This window comes from Pelagerythrobacter sp. (assembly GCF_041912895.1).
GTDB lineage: Bacteria > Pseudomonadota > Alphaproteobacteria > Sphingomonadales > Sphingomonadaceae > Pelagerythrobacter.
Map to the genome: position 1 here is coordinate 60,444 of NZ_JAYSGI010000003.1, position 14,593 is coordinate 75,036.

General features: G+C 68.9%; 11 protein-coding genes. 5 read left to right on the forward strand and 6 right to left on the reverse strand.

Translation table 11 applies throughout. From position 1 onward, the window contains the following. Positions 1-17: 17 nt before the first annotated feature. From ACE3QC_RS10975 to ACE3QC_RS10990, 4 genes are read right to left on the reverse strand one after another with little or no spacing between them, the layout of a single operon-like run. Complete coding sequence (locus tag ACE3QC_RS10975) at positions 18-599, reverse strand: TIGR00730 family Rossman fold protein (protein ID WP_374408163.1); 582 nt, start codon at positions 597-599, stop codon at positions 18-20. A gap of 43 nt (positions 600-642) precedes the next feature. Next, entirely contained in the window at positions 643-2,139 is a 1,497-nt protein-coding gene (locus ACE3QC_RS10980) for a phytoene desaturase (protein ID WP_374408537.1), read from the reverse strand. 59 nt (positions 2,140-2,198) lie between these two features. After that, positions 2,199-3,380: a lycopene beta-cyclase CrtY gene (crtY, locus tag ACE3QC_RS10985; protein WP_374408165.1), complete on the reverse strand. Its 1,182-nt coding sequence runs from the start codon at positions 3,378-3,380 to the stop codon at positions 2,199-2,201. Between the two features lie 50 nt (positions 3,381-3,430). Then, positions 3,431-4,150: a hypothetical protein gene (locus ACE3QC_RS10990; RefSeq protein WP_374408167.1), complete on the reverse strand. Its 720-nt coding sequence runs from the start codon at positions 4,148-4,150 to the stop codon at positions 3,431-3,433. A gap of 76 nt (positions 4,151-4,226) precedes the next feature. On the opposite strand from ACE3QC_RS10990, the gene ACE3QC_RS10995 reads away from it, so the two are divergent. Further along, positions 4,227-4,817, forward strand: coding sequence for a DUF2585 family protein (locus ACE3QC_RS10995; RefSeq protein ID WP_374408169.1), 591 nt, complete (start codon positions 4,227-4,229; stop codon positions 4,815-4,817). A gap of 65 nt (positions 4,818-4,882) precedes the next feature. Then, entirely contained in the window at positions 4,883-5,770 is an 888-nt protein-coding gene (locus ACE3QC_RS11000; RefSeq protein ID WP_374408171.1) for a MipA/OmpV family protein, read from the forward strand. A gap of 66 nt (positions 5,771-5,836) precedes the next feature. On the opposite strand, the gene ACE3QC_RS11005 is transcribed toward ACE3QC_RS11000, so the two are convergent. Next, entirely contained in the window at positions 5,837-7,903 is a 2,067-nt protein-coding gene (locus tag ACE3QC_RS11005; RefSeq protein WP_374408173.1) for a S9 family peptidase, read from the reverse strand. 121 nt (positions 7,904-8,024) lie between these two features. On the opposite strand from ACE3QC_RS11005, the gene ACE3QC_RS11010 reads away from it, so the two are divergent. From ACE3QC_RS11010 to ACE3QC_RS11020, 3 genes are all read left to right on the forward strand, one after another. Then, a complete protein-coding gene (locus ACE3QC_RS11010) occupies positions 8,025-9,293 on the forward strand; it encodes an amidohydrolase family protein (protein WP_374408174.1) in 1,269 nt (422 codons plus the stop codon). A gap of 104 nt (positions 9,294-9,397) precedes the next feature. Then, positions 9,398-11,248, forward strand: coding sequence for a DUF885 family protein (locus ACE3QC_RS11015; RefSeq protein WP_374408176.1), 1,851 nt, complete (start codon positions 9,398-9,400; stop codon positions 11,246-11,248). Further along, positions 11,248-11,694, forward strand: a complete 447-nt coding sequence (locus tag ACE3QC_RS11020) for a hotdog fold thioesterase (protein ID WP_374408178.1) — start codon at positions 11,248-11,250, stop codon at positions 11,692-11,694. The genes ACE3QC_RS11015 and ACE3QC_RS11020 overlap by 1 nt, the downstream gene beginning before the upstream one ends. Positions 11,695-11,835: 141 nt before the next feature. Here ACE3QC_RS11020 and ACE3QC_RS11025 read toward each other — a convergent pair whose 3' ends face one another. Next, positions 11,836-14,364: a hypothetical protein gene (locus ACE3QC_RS11025; protein ID WP_374408180.1), complete on the reverse strand. Its 2,529-nt coding sequence runs from the start codon at positions 14,362-14,364 to the stop codon at positions 11,836-11,838. Positions 14,365-14,593 lie beyond the last annotated feature (229 nt).

Consider the following 14,593-nt stretch of genomic DNA (forward strand, 5'->3'; position numbering starts at 1 on the left):
GTGCCATCAGCGCGGCCTCACAGTTCGCTCGCCTGCATCTGGAAGATCGGGCGGTGCGGGCGGTAGGCCGCCATCCGCTCGAGCAGATCGGGCAGGGTATCGGCGGCGACGATGATGCCCTGATGCGCCGGGCGGACGAAGCCGACGTCGGCCATATGGCGGTTGAACGCGATCAGATGGTCGTAGAAGCCGAAGGCGTTGAGCAGCCCGACCGGGTTGGTGTGATAGCCGAGCTGCGCCCAGCTGACCGCTTCCCACAGCTCGTCCATCGTGCCCACGCCGCCGGGGATGGTGACGAAGCCGTCGCTGAGGTCGGTGAAGCGCTGCTTGCGTTCGTGCATGCCCAATACGGTGAACAGCTCGGTGCAGTCGGTGTTGGCAACCTCGCTGCCCGCGAGCGCTTCGGGAATAACTCCGATCACCTCGCCGCCCACGTCGAGCGCGCCGCTCGCAACCGCGCCCATCAGCCCGAGCCTGCCGCCGCCGTAGACGACGCCGATCCCACGCTCCGCCAAGGTGCGCCCGACCTCGCGCGCAAGTTCGATGTAACGCGGATCGGCAGGCGAGGCGGACCCGCAATAGACGGCAAGGCGTTTCATGCGCGCTCCTTTGGCGCCAACCGCCAGGTTCGGCAATCGGCGATTACGATGCCAGATCCCCGATCATCAGCCCGGCGGTCGCCTTCGCGCTGCCCACCACGCCGGGGATGCCCGCACCGGGATGGGTGCCCGCGCCGACGAGGTAGAAGTTGGCGATCGCGTCGTCGCGGTTGTGGCCGCGGAACCAGGCGCTCTGGGTCAGGATCGGCTCGAGGCTGAAGGCGCTGCCGAGGTGGGCGTTGAGGTCGTGCGCGAAATCGCGCGGGGCATAGTGGAACTTGGTGACGATGCGGTCGTGGATGTCGGGGATCAGCCGCCGTCCCACTTCGTCGAGAATGCGTTTTTCGAGCACGGGGCCGAGCTGCTCCCAGTCGACCGCCAGCTTGCCCATGTGCGCCACGGGCACCAGCGCATAGAACGTCGATTGCCCCGGCGGCGCCATGCCCGGATCGGTCACCGTCGGATGGTGGAGATAGATCGAGAAATCGGCGGGCAACACGCCGTTCTCGTAGATGTCTTCGAGCAGCCCCTGGTAGCGCGGACCGAACAGGATCATGTGGTGCGGAATACCCGGCCAGGTCCCTTCGAGCCCGAAGTGGACCACGAACAGGCTGGGCGAAAAACGCTTGCGGCCGAGCGATTTGGCGTAGCCTGCGCCGCGCTTGGTCCCGGCAAGCAGATCGCGGTAGGAATGCATGATGTCGGCGTTGCTCGCCACCGCGTCGAAGCTCTCGCGCCAGCCGCTCGCGGTTTCGACCTCGCTCGCGCGGTTGCCCACGGTATGCACCTGCACCGCCGCGTCGCCGAGCCGCAGCGTGCCGCCCAGCCGCTCGAAATGGCGCACCACCGCCGCGATCAGCCGGTTGGTGCCGCCGCGCGCCCACCACACGCCGCCGTCCTTTTCCAGCTTGTGGATCAGCGCGTAGATCGCGCTCGTGGTCATCGGGTTGCCGCCGACGAGCAGCGTGTGGAAACTCAGCGCCTCGCGCAGCCGCTCGTCCTCGATGTAGTGCGAGACCATCGAATAGACCGACCGCCAGGTGCGGTATTGCATCAACGCCGGCGCGGCGCGGATCATCGCCTTGAAATCGAGGAACGGCACGCTGCCGAGCCGCAGGTAGCCTTCGCGATAGACCCCTTCCGAATAGCGCAGGAATTCCTGATATCCGGCGACGTCCGCCGGGTTGAGCCGGGCGATCGCGGCGTTGAGGCTCGCCTCGTCGTTGGAATAATCGAACGTCGTCCCGTCGGGCCAGTTAAGGCGGTAGAACGGGGAAACCTTCATCAGCTCGACATCGTCGGCCATGTCGGCGCCCGACAGCGCCCACAGCTCGCGCAGGCAGGCGGGATCGGTGATGACGGTCGGGCCGGCATCGAAGGTAAAACCCTCGCGTTCCCAGAAATAGGCGCGCCCGCCGGGCTTGTCGCGGCCCTCGATCACCGTCGTCGCGATGCCTGCCGATTGCAACCGGATGGCGAGCGCGAGCCCGCCGAAGCCCGCGCCGATCACGCAGGCGCGCTTGCTCCCGGTCGGCACCATCGGTTCCTTCGCCGCGACGGTTTCAGGGCGCAGGAACGATGGCTGGTAATCGGATTCGGTCATCGCTGCGGACCCTGCAACGGCGCACCCGCGCGTGCAAGCGCAGCCAGCGCGGCGCCGACCGGCACCGGCGGTCGGCCGACGAGCACGCGGGCCTTGTCCGCCATCGTCGGCCGCGCGGCGTAGAACCGCTCGATCAGCGGCTCGGGCAGGCGATAGAACCGCTCGAACACGCGGTAGCGCTCGGCGGGTTCGGCCGCGCCGAACAGCATCGCGCCCAGCCGCCGGAAGAACCGCGTGCGTGTCCACAGCCTGCGCCCGCGCGCATCGAGCAGCGCGGCAAGCTGGTCGCCGGGCAGTTCGGCTTCGGCGGCGACGGTCAGCGCCGTCTCCACCGCGAAGGGCAGGGTGTAGCTGGTGAGCGGGTGGAGGAACCCGCCGCGCCCGCCGGCGCGGGCCACGCCGGGCACCGCCAGTTCGCGCTGCCACGCCGCGAAGTCGCCTCCGGTCACCACCGGCAACACGCCGGTCTCGCCGCCCAGGATGTCCCCCTCGAGCCCCGTTTGCGTGCAATAGCGGTCGATCCGCGCCGACAGCGCGTTGCGGTCGAGCACGGGCGTATCCTGGTAATAGGTGTCCTCGACGAACAGCTCGTCCGCCCCCAGCGGCAGGACATAGACGAAACGGTAGCCGACCAGTTGCTCGACGGTCGCGTCCATGATGATCGGCCGCGCGATCCCGTGCGGGTGGGGCGTGCGCAGGTGGCGGCCCATGAAGACCTGCCATCCGCCCGAAAGGTGCGCGCTCGGCGCAAAGCCGCGGCAGTCGATCACCGCGCGCGCCGCGATCCGCTCGCCGCCCGCCAGCGTCACGCCGCCCGCATCGAGCGCCTCGACCACACGCCCCGCCACGATCGCTTCCCCCGGCAGTTCGCGCCGCAGCCCGGCGTCGAAATCGGCCGATGCGAGCGAGTTGTAGCGCGTGCCGAGCGTGCGGCGATACGCGGGGAAGCGCACCTCGTAGCCATCCCATCCGCTGGTGCGGAAACCGGCCAGCAGCGCCGTGCCCCCGGCGTCGAGATCGCTCGAGAACCAGCTCCAGCGGTGGTTGCCGCCGAGCGTCTCGCCCGCTTCGATCAGCGCGATCGGCATCGCGGGTTCGCGCCGGTGCAGCGCGAGCGCGATCAGCCCTCCGGCGAGCCCGCCGCCGACGATCGCGATCTCGACCCTGTGTGTGTCCATGATCGAGGGGTAGAGCCTGAAACGGGCGGCGGCAATCGCGCGCCGCGTGCTTATTCCTCGGGGAAGCAATCGGCGAAGCGGGTTTCCAGCACGCCGTCGATCGCGGCGTCCATCGCGCGCTCCTCTTCCTCGGAAAAGTCGGCGTTGGCCATCGCCAGTTGTAGCTCGGCGACCTGCGGTTCCAGCCGCCTGAATTCGGCGGCCCATTCGCTGCCTTCGAGAGTGGCGGAGATCTGCGCCCGGTCGGCAGGCTCCAGCGCCGCGATCGCGCGGGCGACCGAATCAGCGTCGTCCGCCGCCAGCGCTCCGGCGGAGATATGGCCCGCGCCGCTATCCGCCAGGTCGGCGATCATGGTGTCGGCCACCGCGGCGCCCGCCAATGCGACCAGGTATCGCTGGCCGAGCGGCGAAGCGAAGAAATCGGCCGCGCCGCGCGCGTGATCGTCGCTCAATTCGCGCTCGAACAGCGCGGCGAGGTCGGTGCGATAGGCGGCGTAGCCGCGCTGGTGCGCGGGCCACATCGCCGGCTCCACTGCCGCGCGCATCGCCGCGATCACGCCGGGGCACGCGCCCTCGATCTCGGCCATCGAGGCATCGGCTGCCAGCGCGCCTTCGAAGCCGACCTCCATCGCCTGATGAAAGGTCCGCTCGACATAGGCGTCCGCCGTCAGCACCTCGGCCAGCGCGTGCTGCGGATTGTCCTGCGCCAGCAGCGGAGCGGGGGCGAGACAAGCGAGCGCGGCGGCGGCCAGCGGGCGAACGATGGGCATGGGCTGCGAATTACCGCGCGCGGGGCGTGGCGGCAATCGGCTTGTGCGTGACGCGCGCTGTGGCACAACGGCGGCCATGCAGCTCTCGCTCCTCCCGCACCGCAAGGCCATCGCCGCGACCGCGATTGTGTTTCTCGCCAGCGCCGCGATCCTCTACGCGATGGACCGCCCGCCGATCTGCGAATGCGGCACGGTCAAGCTGTGGCACGGCGTGGTGCAGTCGAGCGAGAACAGCCAGCATCTGACCGACTGGTACAGCCCGAGCCACTTCACCCACGGGCTGATCATGGTCTTCCTTGCCTGGCTGCTGTGGGACAAGTGGCGCCTGTTCGGCGGCGCCCCCGCGCGCTGGGCGCTGCCGATCGCAGTGGTGGTGGAGGCCGCGTGGGAGATCGTCGAGAACACCCCCATGGTGATCGACCGCTATCGCGAAGTCACGATAAGCTGGGGCTATGCGGGCGATTCGATGGTCAATTCGCTGGCCGACATCGGCTGGATGATCGTCGGTTTCCTCGTCGCCGCGCGCATCCCGTGGTGGGCGAGCGTGGGCATCGCGCTGTTCTTCGAGGCGTTCACCGCTTGGGCGATCCGCGACAACCTGACGCTCAACGTGCTGATGCTGTTCTGGCCGCTGGAGGCCGTGCGCCAGTGGCAGGGTATGGCGTAATCGATGCGGAACGGTGTATACCGTCGATCGTTGCGAAGGATGGTTCAACGGGGAATCCCATTCATATGAAAAGAGCTTTTCTGGTCGCGGGCGGCGCGTTCGCCGCCTTGGTCGCATATCCCGCGATGGCGCAGGAGGAACGGGACGCGCCGCCGCCGCCGCCGCCAGCCGATGCCCCCACCGTGTACGACGGGGACTGGATCAGCGTGGGCGCGGGCGTGGGCTACGGCCCGAGCTACGAGGGGTCGGACGATTACGTCCTGTTCCCCGCGCCGCTGGTGATGGGGCAGATCGGCCCCGTCGGCATCAGCCCGCGCGCGGGCGGCGTGGCGCTCGATTTCATTCCGAGCGCGGACGGGGAAGTCGATTTCGATTTCGGCGTGGCCGCACGGCTGCGCTCCAACCGCGCCAGCCAGATCGAGGACGCCGTGGTCGAAGCTGCGGGCGAGCTGGACCGGGCGGTCGAAGTCGGCCCGACGGCGGGCGTCAGCTTCCCCGGCGTGCTCAATCCCTACGACAGCCTGTCGTTCACGACCGATGTCAAATGGGATGTGGCAGGCGCGCACAAGGGCATGACGATCAGCCCCGGCGTCGCGTATTTCACGCCGCTCAGCCGCGGCATGGCCGCCGCCCTGTCGGTGAGCGCGGAATACGGCGACGACGACTACGCCGATTACTATTACTCGGTCACCCCGGCGCAGTCCGCCGCCAGCGCGACTGCGGGCGAAGGCGCCCTGCCGCTCTATCAGGCCGATGGCGGCTTTAACAAAGTGGGTGCCACTCTGCTGCTCGCCTACGACCTGGATGGCGATCTCACCAACGGCGGTCTCTCGCTGGTCGGCATCGGCGGCTATTCGAGTATGCTGGGCGATGCCAAGCGCACTCCCTACACCAGCGTGCGCGGCGACGCGGATCAGTGGTTCGCCGGGCTGGGCATCGGCTACACCTTCTGATCGGGCAGGCATGAAAAAAGGGGCCGCGGTGGTTGCCGCGGCCCCTTTTCCGTGTCCGGAGCAGGATCAGTCCTCGGTCGGCGCGTCGATCTCCAGCGTCGGGCGCGGGCCGGGCAGGGGGGCGTCGCGGTCGCCGGTCTTCAGGTAGGTGTCGAACCAGCGCATCATCCGCACGTTGTAATCGTAGCGCGAGGCGGCGCGGGCGTTGCCGTGGCCTTCGCCCGGATAGAGCACCAGCCGCACCGGCGTTTCGGGCTTGCGCACCTTGATGTGGCGGTAAAGCTCGTAGCTCTGCGTGGGCGAGACGCGCGGATCGCTGTCGCCGTGCATGATGAGCAGCGGCGTCTCGGCCTTGTCGACGTGGTAGATCGGGCTGCGTTCGAGCAGGTGGTCCCATTCTTCCCACGGCCACTTCAATTCGTGCGCGAGATACATCTCGTTGGGAATGTCGGTCGTGCCGAACTTGCTGATGTTGTTGGAAATGCCCACGAACATCACGCCCGCGGCGAATTCCTGCGAGTAGTAGGTCGATCCCCAGGCGGTGGCGAAGCCGCCGTACGATCCGCCGGTCAGACCGACGCGGTCGGCATCGGCAACGCCCGCTTCCACCAGCGCGCGCTTGCCGTCCACCAGATCGTCGAACTCCTTGCCCGCGTAGTCGCCCTGATGTTGCTTGGAGAACGCCGTGCCGTAGGCGGTCGACCCGCGGTAGTTCGGGATGAACACGGCGTAGCCCTGCCCCGCGGCAACCTGTCCGGGGGAGGAATAGCCGGTCTGCCAGCCGTTCGCCTCGTGCGCCTCGGGCCCGCCATGGACGTCGAAGATCGTCGGCGCGCCGCCGCGCGGGGCGCGGCCGACCGGCTCGATCAGCACGCCTTCGATCTCCTGCCCGTCGCGCGCGGTGTAGGTGAAGGTGCGCTGGTTGCCCAGGTCGATATCGGCCAGCCACGGATTGTGCCGGGTCCAGCGGGTGAACTGCCCGTCGGTCACGACGTAGAGCTCGGGCGGATGCTGCGGCGAATGCGCCTCGACCGCGATGGTCTCGCCGCCGATCTCCAGATCGGACAGGATCAGCGCGCCGGGATCGTATTCGCGCTCCATCGTGCCGTCCGCGCCGTAGATGCGCAGCACGCTCTGCGCGCCCACGTCCACGATCGCCGCGAGCCGCCCGTCGGCCAGGAATTCGGCGTCGACCGTCGCTTCGGGCGCGCCCGCGTTGAGCGCGCGATATTCGCCGGTCGCGACATCGGCGAGGTGCAGCGTGGTTTCGGCCGGATCGTTGGCATCGACGCCCGCGATCAGCGAAATCTGCCGTCCGTCGGGCGAAATCTCGACATCGCCCAGCTTGCCCGGGGTCTCGACCACCTGCAGCACGCGCCCGCGCGCCAGGTCGATCACGTGGACCCGCTTGGAGGTGTAGCTGTCGTCCACCCGCGGTGAGGGCGCGCTTTCGACGATCGCGGTGGCGCCGCCCGGCGCGATCTGGATTCCGCTGACGTAGCCGGGGATGATGACCGCCTGCGGCGCGGCGTCCACCGTCTCGCCCACGCGGGCGGAGAACAGGCGGTTGAGGCGCGATTCCTCCTCGTAGACCACGGCGTCGAAGCCCGCGTCGGCTTGCTTGTCCCGCGCTTCGTCGGGCGCGGCGCCGGCCAGCAGGTAGAGCGTGCCGCCATCGGGCGACCAGGCGTAGCTGCGCACGTCCACGTCGGCCACTTCGGCCAGCTTGCGATGCCCGCCGCCGTCGACCGGAATGCCCCACACCGCGCGCTGCTCGTCTTCCGCGGTGTAGAGGAAGCTGACCATGCGCCCATCGGGGGAGAACTGCACGCCCGAGACGTTCATGCCTTCGGGCAGAAACGCCCGCGCGCTGTCCGGCCCGTAGGCGAGCTTGAGCTGCTGCTTCGTCGTGCCGTCGTCCTCGCCCGCGGTCACGTCGGGCAGGCGCGCGGTGGTGAAGGCGACGCGGTTGCCGTCCGGCGCGACGACCAGTTCGCCCAGACTTTCCATCTTCGCGACGTCTTCGGGCGTCATCGGCCGCGCGCTGGCGGTGGCGGCGATGGAAGCCGAGCCGAGCAGCGCGGCGGTGACAAGCAGCTTGCGGGTCATATGGGTGATCTGTCCTCTTTCCATGGATCTCGCCCCGCTCATACAGGCTCGCCGCGTTCTGGCAAACGGCGGGCCGTGCCCCTCTTGCGCCGGAACGCGGACGGGCGCATCACCCGCGCGAACACGAGGGAGAGGGGCTTTGCACATGCGAACGAAGGCTTTGCTGGCGCTGGCGGCGGCGATCGTATCCACGCCCGCGCTGGCGGATACCACGGTGATCCACGCCGGTTCGGTGATCGCCGACGCTGCCGGAGAGGCGAGCGGCCCGGCGACGATCACCGTCACCGACGGGCGCATCGTCTCGATCGCCGAGGGTATCCAGCCCGCGCCCGCAGGCGCCGAGCTGGTCGATCTGGTGGACAAGACCGTGGCGCCGGGCCTGATCGACCTCCACGTCCACCTCACCGGCGATCCGGGCGGCGATTTCTGGAAGGAAGCGGTCGAGCCCGACGAATGGGGCGTGGTCGTCGGCGCGAAGAACGCGCGGCTCACCGCGCTCGCCGGGTTCACTACCGTGCGCGAAGCGGGCAGCGCGCAGCATACCGGCTTTTCGCTGCGCCGGGGGACCGAGGAGGGGCTGATCCCCGGCCCGCGCATAATCGCCGCCGGGCCGCCGCTGGCGATCGTCGGCGGGCATGGCGACGTCACCGGCTTCCGGCCCGAGATCAACGCGCTGCTGACCTCCGGCTACACCTGCACCGGCGCGGTCGAATGCGCCGAGAAGGTTCGCAAGGCGAGCCAGAACGGCGCGGACTGGATCAAGATCACCGCGACCGGCGGCGTGCTTAGCCAGCAGGGCCGCGGGCTCGAGGCGCATTTCACATCCGAGGAGATGGAGTCGATCGCCGAGACCGCGCATTCGCTCGGCCTCAAGGTCATGGCCCATGCCCATGGCGCGCGCGGAGTGGAGGAAGCGAGCGCGGCGGGGATCGATTCGATCGAGCACGGCACCTACCTCGACGACGATGCGATCGCGGCGATGAAGGCGAACGGCACCGTGCTCGTGCCCACGCTGATGGCGTTCCAGGGCGTGACCGAGCGGCTCGGGCAGGGCGTCTATACCCCGGTGGTCGAGGCGAAGATCCGCGCCGTCGCCGAAGTCGCGCGGGTGTTCATGGGCAAGGCGCACGACGCGGGCGTGCGGATCGCCTTCGGCACCGACGCGGGCGTGTTCGAACACGGGCGCAACGCGGGCGAGTTCCGGCTGATGATGGGGCAGGGCATGTCGAGCCGCGAAGCCTTCGCCGCCGCGACCACAGTCGCCGCCGAGGTGCTGGAGATGGAAGACCAGATCGGCCGCCTCGCGCCCGGCTATTCGGCGGACATCATCGCGGTCGGCGGCAACCCGCTGGAAGACGCGACCGTGCTGGAGAACGTCGACTGGGTGATGGCGCGCGGGCGGGTGATCGAATAGCCGCCGCCCGTCGACCGTCCGGCCCCGCTCGTCGAAGCGGAGCCGCCGCCGCACCACCCACGGCCTATCGCTGGCCGGTTTCGAATTCAGGGGAGTTTTCACGCATGACCAAGCTTCGCCTCGCGCTCGCCGCGACCACCGCCCTTGCTCTGGCCGCCTGCACCACCGTCGATGGCACCGGCGCGACCGCGAGCACGCCGCGCCCCGCGCCCGAAGCAGCCGCGGGTGCCTCGCAGCAGGCCGAGCACGACGAGCTCTTCGCGCTGTTCGCGGCGGCGGACGAGAAGGACCTCGAGCTCAACCCGCTTTCGGCGCTGTTTCGCGGCGACATGCGCTACGCCGACCGGCTCGGCGGGTTCCTGACCGACGAATACAACGCGCAGAGCGTGGCCAACGCGCAGGCGAACCTCGCCGGTCTGAAGACGATCGAGCGCGCGGCGCTGAACCCGACCGACCGCATCGCCTACGACGTGTTCGAATACAACCAGGGCGAAATCCTGAAAGGCTTCTCGCCCGAAATCCTCGCGCTCACCGACGTGCGCCCGATCAACCACTTCTCCGGCTTCCACACGTTCTATCCGACCTTCGCCAGCGGCGAGGGCGCGGCGCCGTTCGAGACTCTGGAAGACTACGAGAACAACCTGAAGCGCCACGCCGAATACGTCCAGCTGATCGACCGCGCGATCGCCAAGTTCCGCGAAGGGCAGGCGAGCGGGGTCTACGAGACGAAGCTGACTATCGGCAACGTGGTCGAACAGCTCGACACCCAGCTCGCCCTCCCGCTCGAGGAATCGCCGCTGTGGGGGCCGGTGACGATGTTCCCCGACACTATCACGCAAGCCGATCGCACGCGGCTGACCGCCGAATACCGCACGTCGGTCGAGGCGATCAACGCCGCGCACACGCGCCTGCGCGATTACCTGCGCGACGAATATCTGCCCCAGGCGCGCGACAGCGTGGGCCTCAGCCAGATGAAGGGCGGGGCCAAGCTCTACGAATACCTGATCGAGAGCACGACCACGCTGCCGCTGACCGCCGACGAGATTCACCGCACCGGCCTCGCCGAAGTCGAGCGGATCAAGACGGGCATGGAAGAGATCAAGGCCGAGGTCGGGTTCGACGGCACGCTCAACGAATTCTTCGACTACGTGCGCACCGATCCGCAGTTCAAGCCCGAGAGCCGCGAGGCGCTGACCCAGACCTACTACGACATCGGGAAAGAGGTCGACGCGAAGATCGGCGACTACTTCTCGCTCGTCCCCAAGATCCCGCTGGAGATCAAGCCCTACGAACCGTTCCGCGAAAAGTTCGAGGCGGGCGGTTCGTACATGCCCGGGTCGCCCGACGGCACGCGGGCGGGCGTGTTCTACTTCAACGCCTACGACCTGCCGAGCCGACTGACGACGGGCAACGTCACGCTCTATCTCCACGAGGGCGCGCCGGGCCATCACTTCCAGATCAGTCTTGCGCAGGAGAACGAAGCGCTGCCCGCATTCATGCGTTTCGGCGGCAACACCGCCTATGTCGAAGGTTGGGGCCTCTATGCTGAGACGCTCGGCTATCCGATGGGCTTCTACGAAGACCCGTGGAACCGCTACGGCACCCTGCAGGACGAGCAGCTGCGCGCGATGCGGCTGGTGGTCGACACCGGCATCCATGCGAAGGGCTGGACGCGCGACCAGGCGATCGCCTTCATGCTGGAGAATTCGGGCATGACCCGCACCGAGGTCGTCGCCGAGGTCGAACGCTACATCGCCATTCCCAGCCAGGCGGTCGCCTACAAGACCGGCGCGCTCAAGATCCAGGAACTGCGCGAGAAGGCGGAGGCCGCGCTGGGCGACCGGTTCGACATCAAGGCGTTCCACGCGCAGGTGCTCGGCACCGGAGCGCTGCCGTTGCCGGTACTGGAAAGGAAGATCGACGACTGGATCGCCGCCGGGGGGCCCGCGGCCTGATGGCGGACGGCACGATCTGGCACGGCGGGGCGACGCTCGATCCCGCGGCGCTGACCCGCTTCGGCGACGGCGCGATGCCCGCGCATATCGGGATCGAGTTCGTCGAGGCCGGCCCCGATTTCCTGCGCGCGCGGATGCCGGTCGATCACCGCACGCACCAGCCGTTCGGGCGGCTCCACGGCGGGGCCTCGGTGGTGCTGGCGGAAACCGTCGGTTCGGTCGCGGCGGCGCACACGCTTGATCCCGAACGCTTCGCGGCGGTGGGCATGGAGATCAACGCCAACCACGTGCGCCCCGCGCGCGACGGCTGGGTCTATGGCACCGCGCGGGCCGAGAACATCGGCCGCACCACGCAGATATGGTCGATCCGCATCGAGGACGAGGCAGGGAAGCTCGTGTGCATCTCGCGCCTCACGGTCGCAGTGATCGAGGTCGCGCGGAAATAGACACGGCCCACGAGAAGACCCGCCGCTCGGCATTGCGAACGACGGGCCTTCCCGCGGGGGCGGGGTGGACCAGGGGGGACTGGGGTCGAAACTCGATCAGGTCGAGGATCCGTCTCGACCTCGTCCTGATCGATTTTCACCTTAAAAGCCGAACGCCACCCCGACCTGCGCGCCGACGCGGTCGTCGCCGGTGTTGCCCGCGACGCCGGCCGAGAGGTAGACCTGTTCGGACAGGCGGCCGGTCACCGTTCCGGCGAAGCCCTGCTCGCCGCCGTAGGTCGCGGCGTTGAGCGAGACCGAGAAGTTCGAGTCGGGCACCACCATCGCGCTGCCGAGCGCCATCGCGGCGGCGATCCCGCCTTCCATTCCTTCCAGCCGCAGGTCGAACTGGTCCATCCGGGTTTCCAGCGTCGAGACCCGGCCGCTCAGCGCGGTAAACTGCACGTCGGTCACCGCCGAGATCGGCGGCGCGGCGAGCGCGGCCAGCGCGGCGCCGTCGGCCGAAGCGGTGCGGCGCGCGGTCCCGCCGTCGAAGTTGCGCTCCTCGGGCGGCTCGGCCACCGCCTGCGTCTCGTCGCCCAGGGCGACTTCGGCCCGGCGCGCCGAGGTCGGTTCGCCCGGCGCGAAGCCCGCGGGCGCGTCGCTGCTGGTCTGCGTGATCGCCGGGGCAGCGGCCACTGCTGCGGGAGCCGCCGCGCTTGCGGCGGATCCTCCGGCCGCTTGGCCGACCGGCGTGGTGCTGTAGCCGAGGTTCCCTTGGCTATCGACCGTGACGTAGAACAGCGAACCGGACTGCTGGGCGTTCGACATCGCGGTCGGCAGCCCGGGCATCGTATAGGTGTAGTTCGCCGTGCCCAGCATCATCTGATTGGCGCGCGTGGCAGAGGCGAGATAGCCGAGCGCGACCGAGTTCTCGAACGCGGCATTCGCGAAGTAGCCCATCGCGAGGCTGTTCAGGCCACCTGCCGTGCTCGACGGGCCAAGCGCCGCCGAAAAGGCCGCGCTTGCACGCGCGTCGTTGCCGATCGCCAGCGATTGCGCGCCCAGGGCGGTCGCGCCTTCGAAGCCTTCGTCGCCGCCATCGCCGCCGATCGCGATCGCGCCGGTCTGGGTCGCGCGCGATGCGCCGCCGATCGCGACCGTGCGGCCTGCCGTGGCGGAAGAGCCGCGCCCGATCGCGGTCGAGGTGCCGCCGCTCGCGTTGGCGACCGTGCCGATCGCGGTGGCGTCGGCCGCGGTGGCGGTGGCGCCGTTGCCGATGGCGACCGTGTTGATCGCGCTGGCCACGCTGTTTGCGGAAAGCGCGCTCGAGCCGATCCCGGTCGCCCGGGCGGACTTGCCGATCGCATTCGCGCTGGCGGCGGTGGCGACGCTGTCGTTCCCCACCGCGACCGAGTTCACCCCGTCGGACTGCGACGCCGCGCCGAGCGCGACCGCGCCTTCGCCGGTCGCCGAAGCGAACGTACCGGTCGAATTGACGGCGAAGTAGCGGGTGGCGAAATCGAGCTGCTGCACGGTCACCGCGTCGGTCGCGGAAACGCCGTCGGCGAGGTTCACGATGCGCCGCTCGTTGCCGGCCGATCCGACCGACACAGTGTTCGCTTCGTTCGCGACCGAGCCTGCGCCGAGCGCCACCGAACCCACAGCGGCGGCCTGTGCGTCGCGGCCCAGCGCCAGCCCGTCGGTTACCGACGAGGCGCTGCGGCCGATGGCGACGCCCGATGCGCCGGCTGCGGTGTCGCGGCCGATGGCGATCGCGTCCACCGCGTTGGCCGTCGCGCCCAGCGCGTCGCCGTCGTCGGCATCGCCGCCGATGGCGATCGCGCCCGCGCCGCCTGCCTGTCCATTGCTGCCGATTGCGACCGCCTGTTCGCCGGCCGCGCCCGCGGCATTGCCCAGCGCCACCGCGTTGGTGCCGGTGGCGGTGGTCTGAGCGCCCAGCGCGGTCGAGCCAGTGCCGCCCGCTGCCGCATTGCGCCCGAGCGCGGTCGAATCGGTAGCGGTGGCGGTCGACGCCGCGCCGAGCGCGGTCGCGCCTTCGCCGGTTGCGCCGGCTTCGCGGCCGAGCGCGGTGGAATCGGTCATCGTGGCGTCGGCGGAATAGCCGACCGCGGTTCCCCCGCTGCCAACGGCGGCGCTGTCGGTGCCCAGCGCGGTCGAATTCGTCCCCGTCGCCGACGACGATTCGCCGTAGGCCGCGGCATTTTCGCCGCTGGCGTTGGAATTCGCGCCGGTGGCGGTCGAATCCTCCCCACTGGCCGTGGAGTTCGTGCCGGTCGCGGTCGAATCGAGGCCGCTCGCGGTCGAATTCGTGCCTGTCGCGGTGGAGTTGTCTCCACTGGCGGTGGAATTGGCACCGGTCGCGGTGGCATTGTCGCCGCTTGCCTCGGCGCTGCTGCCGACGGCGGTCGAATTGTCGCCGCTCGCGTCGGCGTCGGTGCCGATCGCGGTGGCGTTGTCGCCGGTCGCGCTCGCGTCGGGGCCGCAGGCCACGCTCAGGTCGGCGTCGTCGACCGTTGCGCCGCCGATCCCGTCGAGCAGCAGGCTCAGCAGGCCGTTGGTGTCGAGGTCGAGCAGGCAGGCCTGCGCCTTGGCCTCGGGTGCGGGGGCCATGCCCAGCGCGATGATCGCGGCTGCTGCGGTGGTGGTGAGAAGTGCTTGTTGCTTCATCGTCCCATTCCTCTTCCTGGTGTTGGCAGAGATTAGTGAATGGACGAAGCTTCGCTCGATTAAGCGAACCGTGTGTTACGGAATTCCACTTATTCGATGTTGATTATATTTTATTGACCAATGGAAGATTCATCTTTTGCAATTGCAGATATCTTTATTTCGACAATCCTTCGTGCGTCAACCGATGGTTGATTTATAATTATCTATTGTTCGATCCGGTTTCTCTTCG

Coding starts and splice junctions, on each gene's coding strand:
- ACE3QC_RS11005 (WP_374408173.1), bottom strand. CDS start 7,903: ATGGAAAGAGGACAGATCACCCATATGACCCGCAAGCTGCTTGTCACC.
- ACE3QC_RS11015 (WP_374408176.1), top strand. CDS start 9,398: ATGACCAAGCTTCGCCTCGCGCTCGCCGCGACCACCGCCCTTGCTCTG.
- ACE3QC_RS11010 (WP_374408174.1), top strand. CDS start 8,025: ATGCGAACGAAGGCTTTGCTGGCGCTGGCGGCGGCGATCGTATCCACG.
- ACE3QC_RS10980 (WP_374408537.1), bottom strand. CDS start 2,139: ATGGTGCCGACCGGGAGCAAGCGCGCCTGCGTGATCGGCGCGGGCTTC.
- ACE3QC_RS11025 (WP_374408180.1), bottom strand. CDS start 14,364: ATGAAGCAACAAGCACTTCTCACCACCACCGCAGCAGCCGCGATCATC.
- ACE3QC_RS10975 (WP_374408163.1), bottom strand. CDS start 599: ATGAAACGCCTTGCCGTCTATTGCGGGTCCGCCTCGCCTGCCGATCCG.
- ACE3QC_RS11020 (WP_374408178.1), top strand. CDS start 11,248: ATGGCGGACGGCACGATCTGGCACGGCGGGGCGACGCTCGATCCCGCG.
- crtY (WP_374408165.1), bottom strand. CDS start 3,380: ATGGACACACACAGGGTCGAGATCGCGATCGTCGGCGGCGGGCTCGCC.
- ACE3QC_RS10990 (WP_374408167.1), bottom strand. CDS start 4,150: ATGCCCATCGTTCGCCCGCTGGCCGCCGCCGCGCTCGCTTGTCTCGCC.
- ACE3QC_RS10995 (WP_374408169.1), top strand. CDS start 4,227: ATGCAGCTCTCGCTCCTCCCGCACCGCAAGGCCATCGCCGCGACCGCG.
- ACE3QC_RS11000 (WP_374408171.1), top strand. CDS start 4,883: ATGAAAAGAGCTTTTCTGGTCGCGGGCGGCGCGTTCGCCGCCTTGGTC.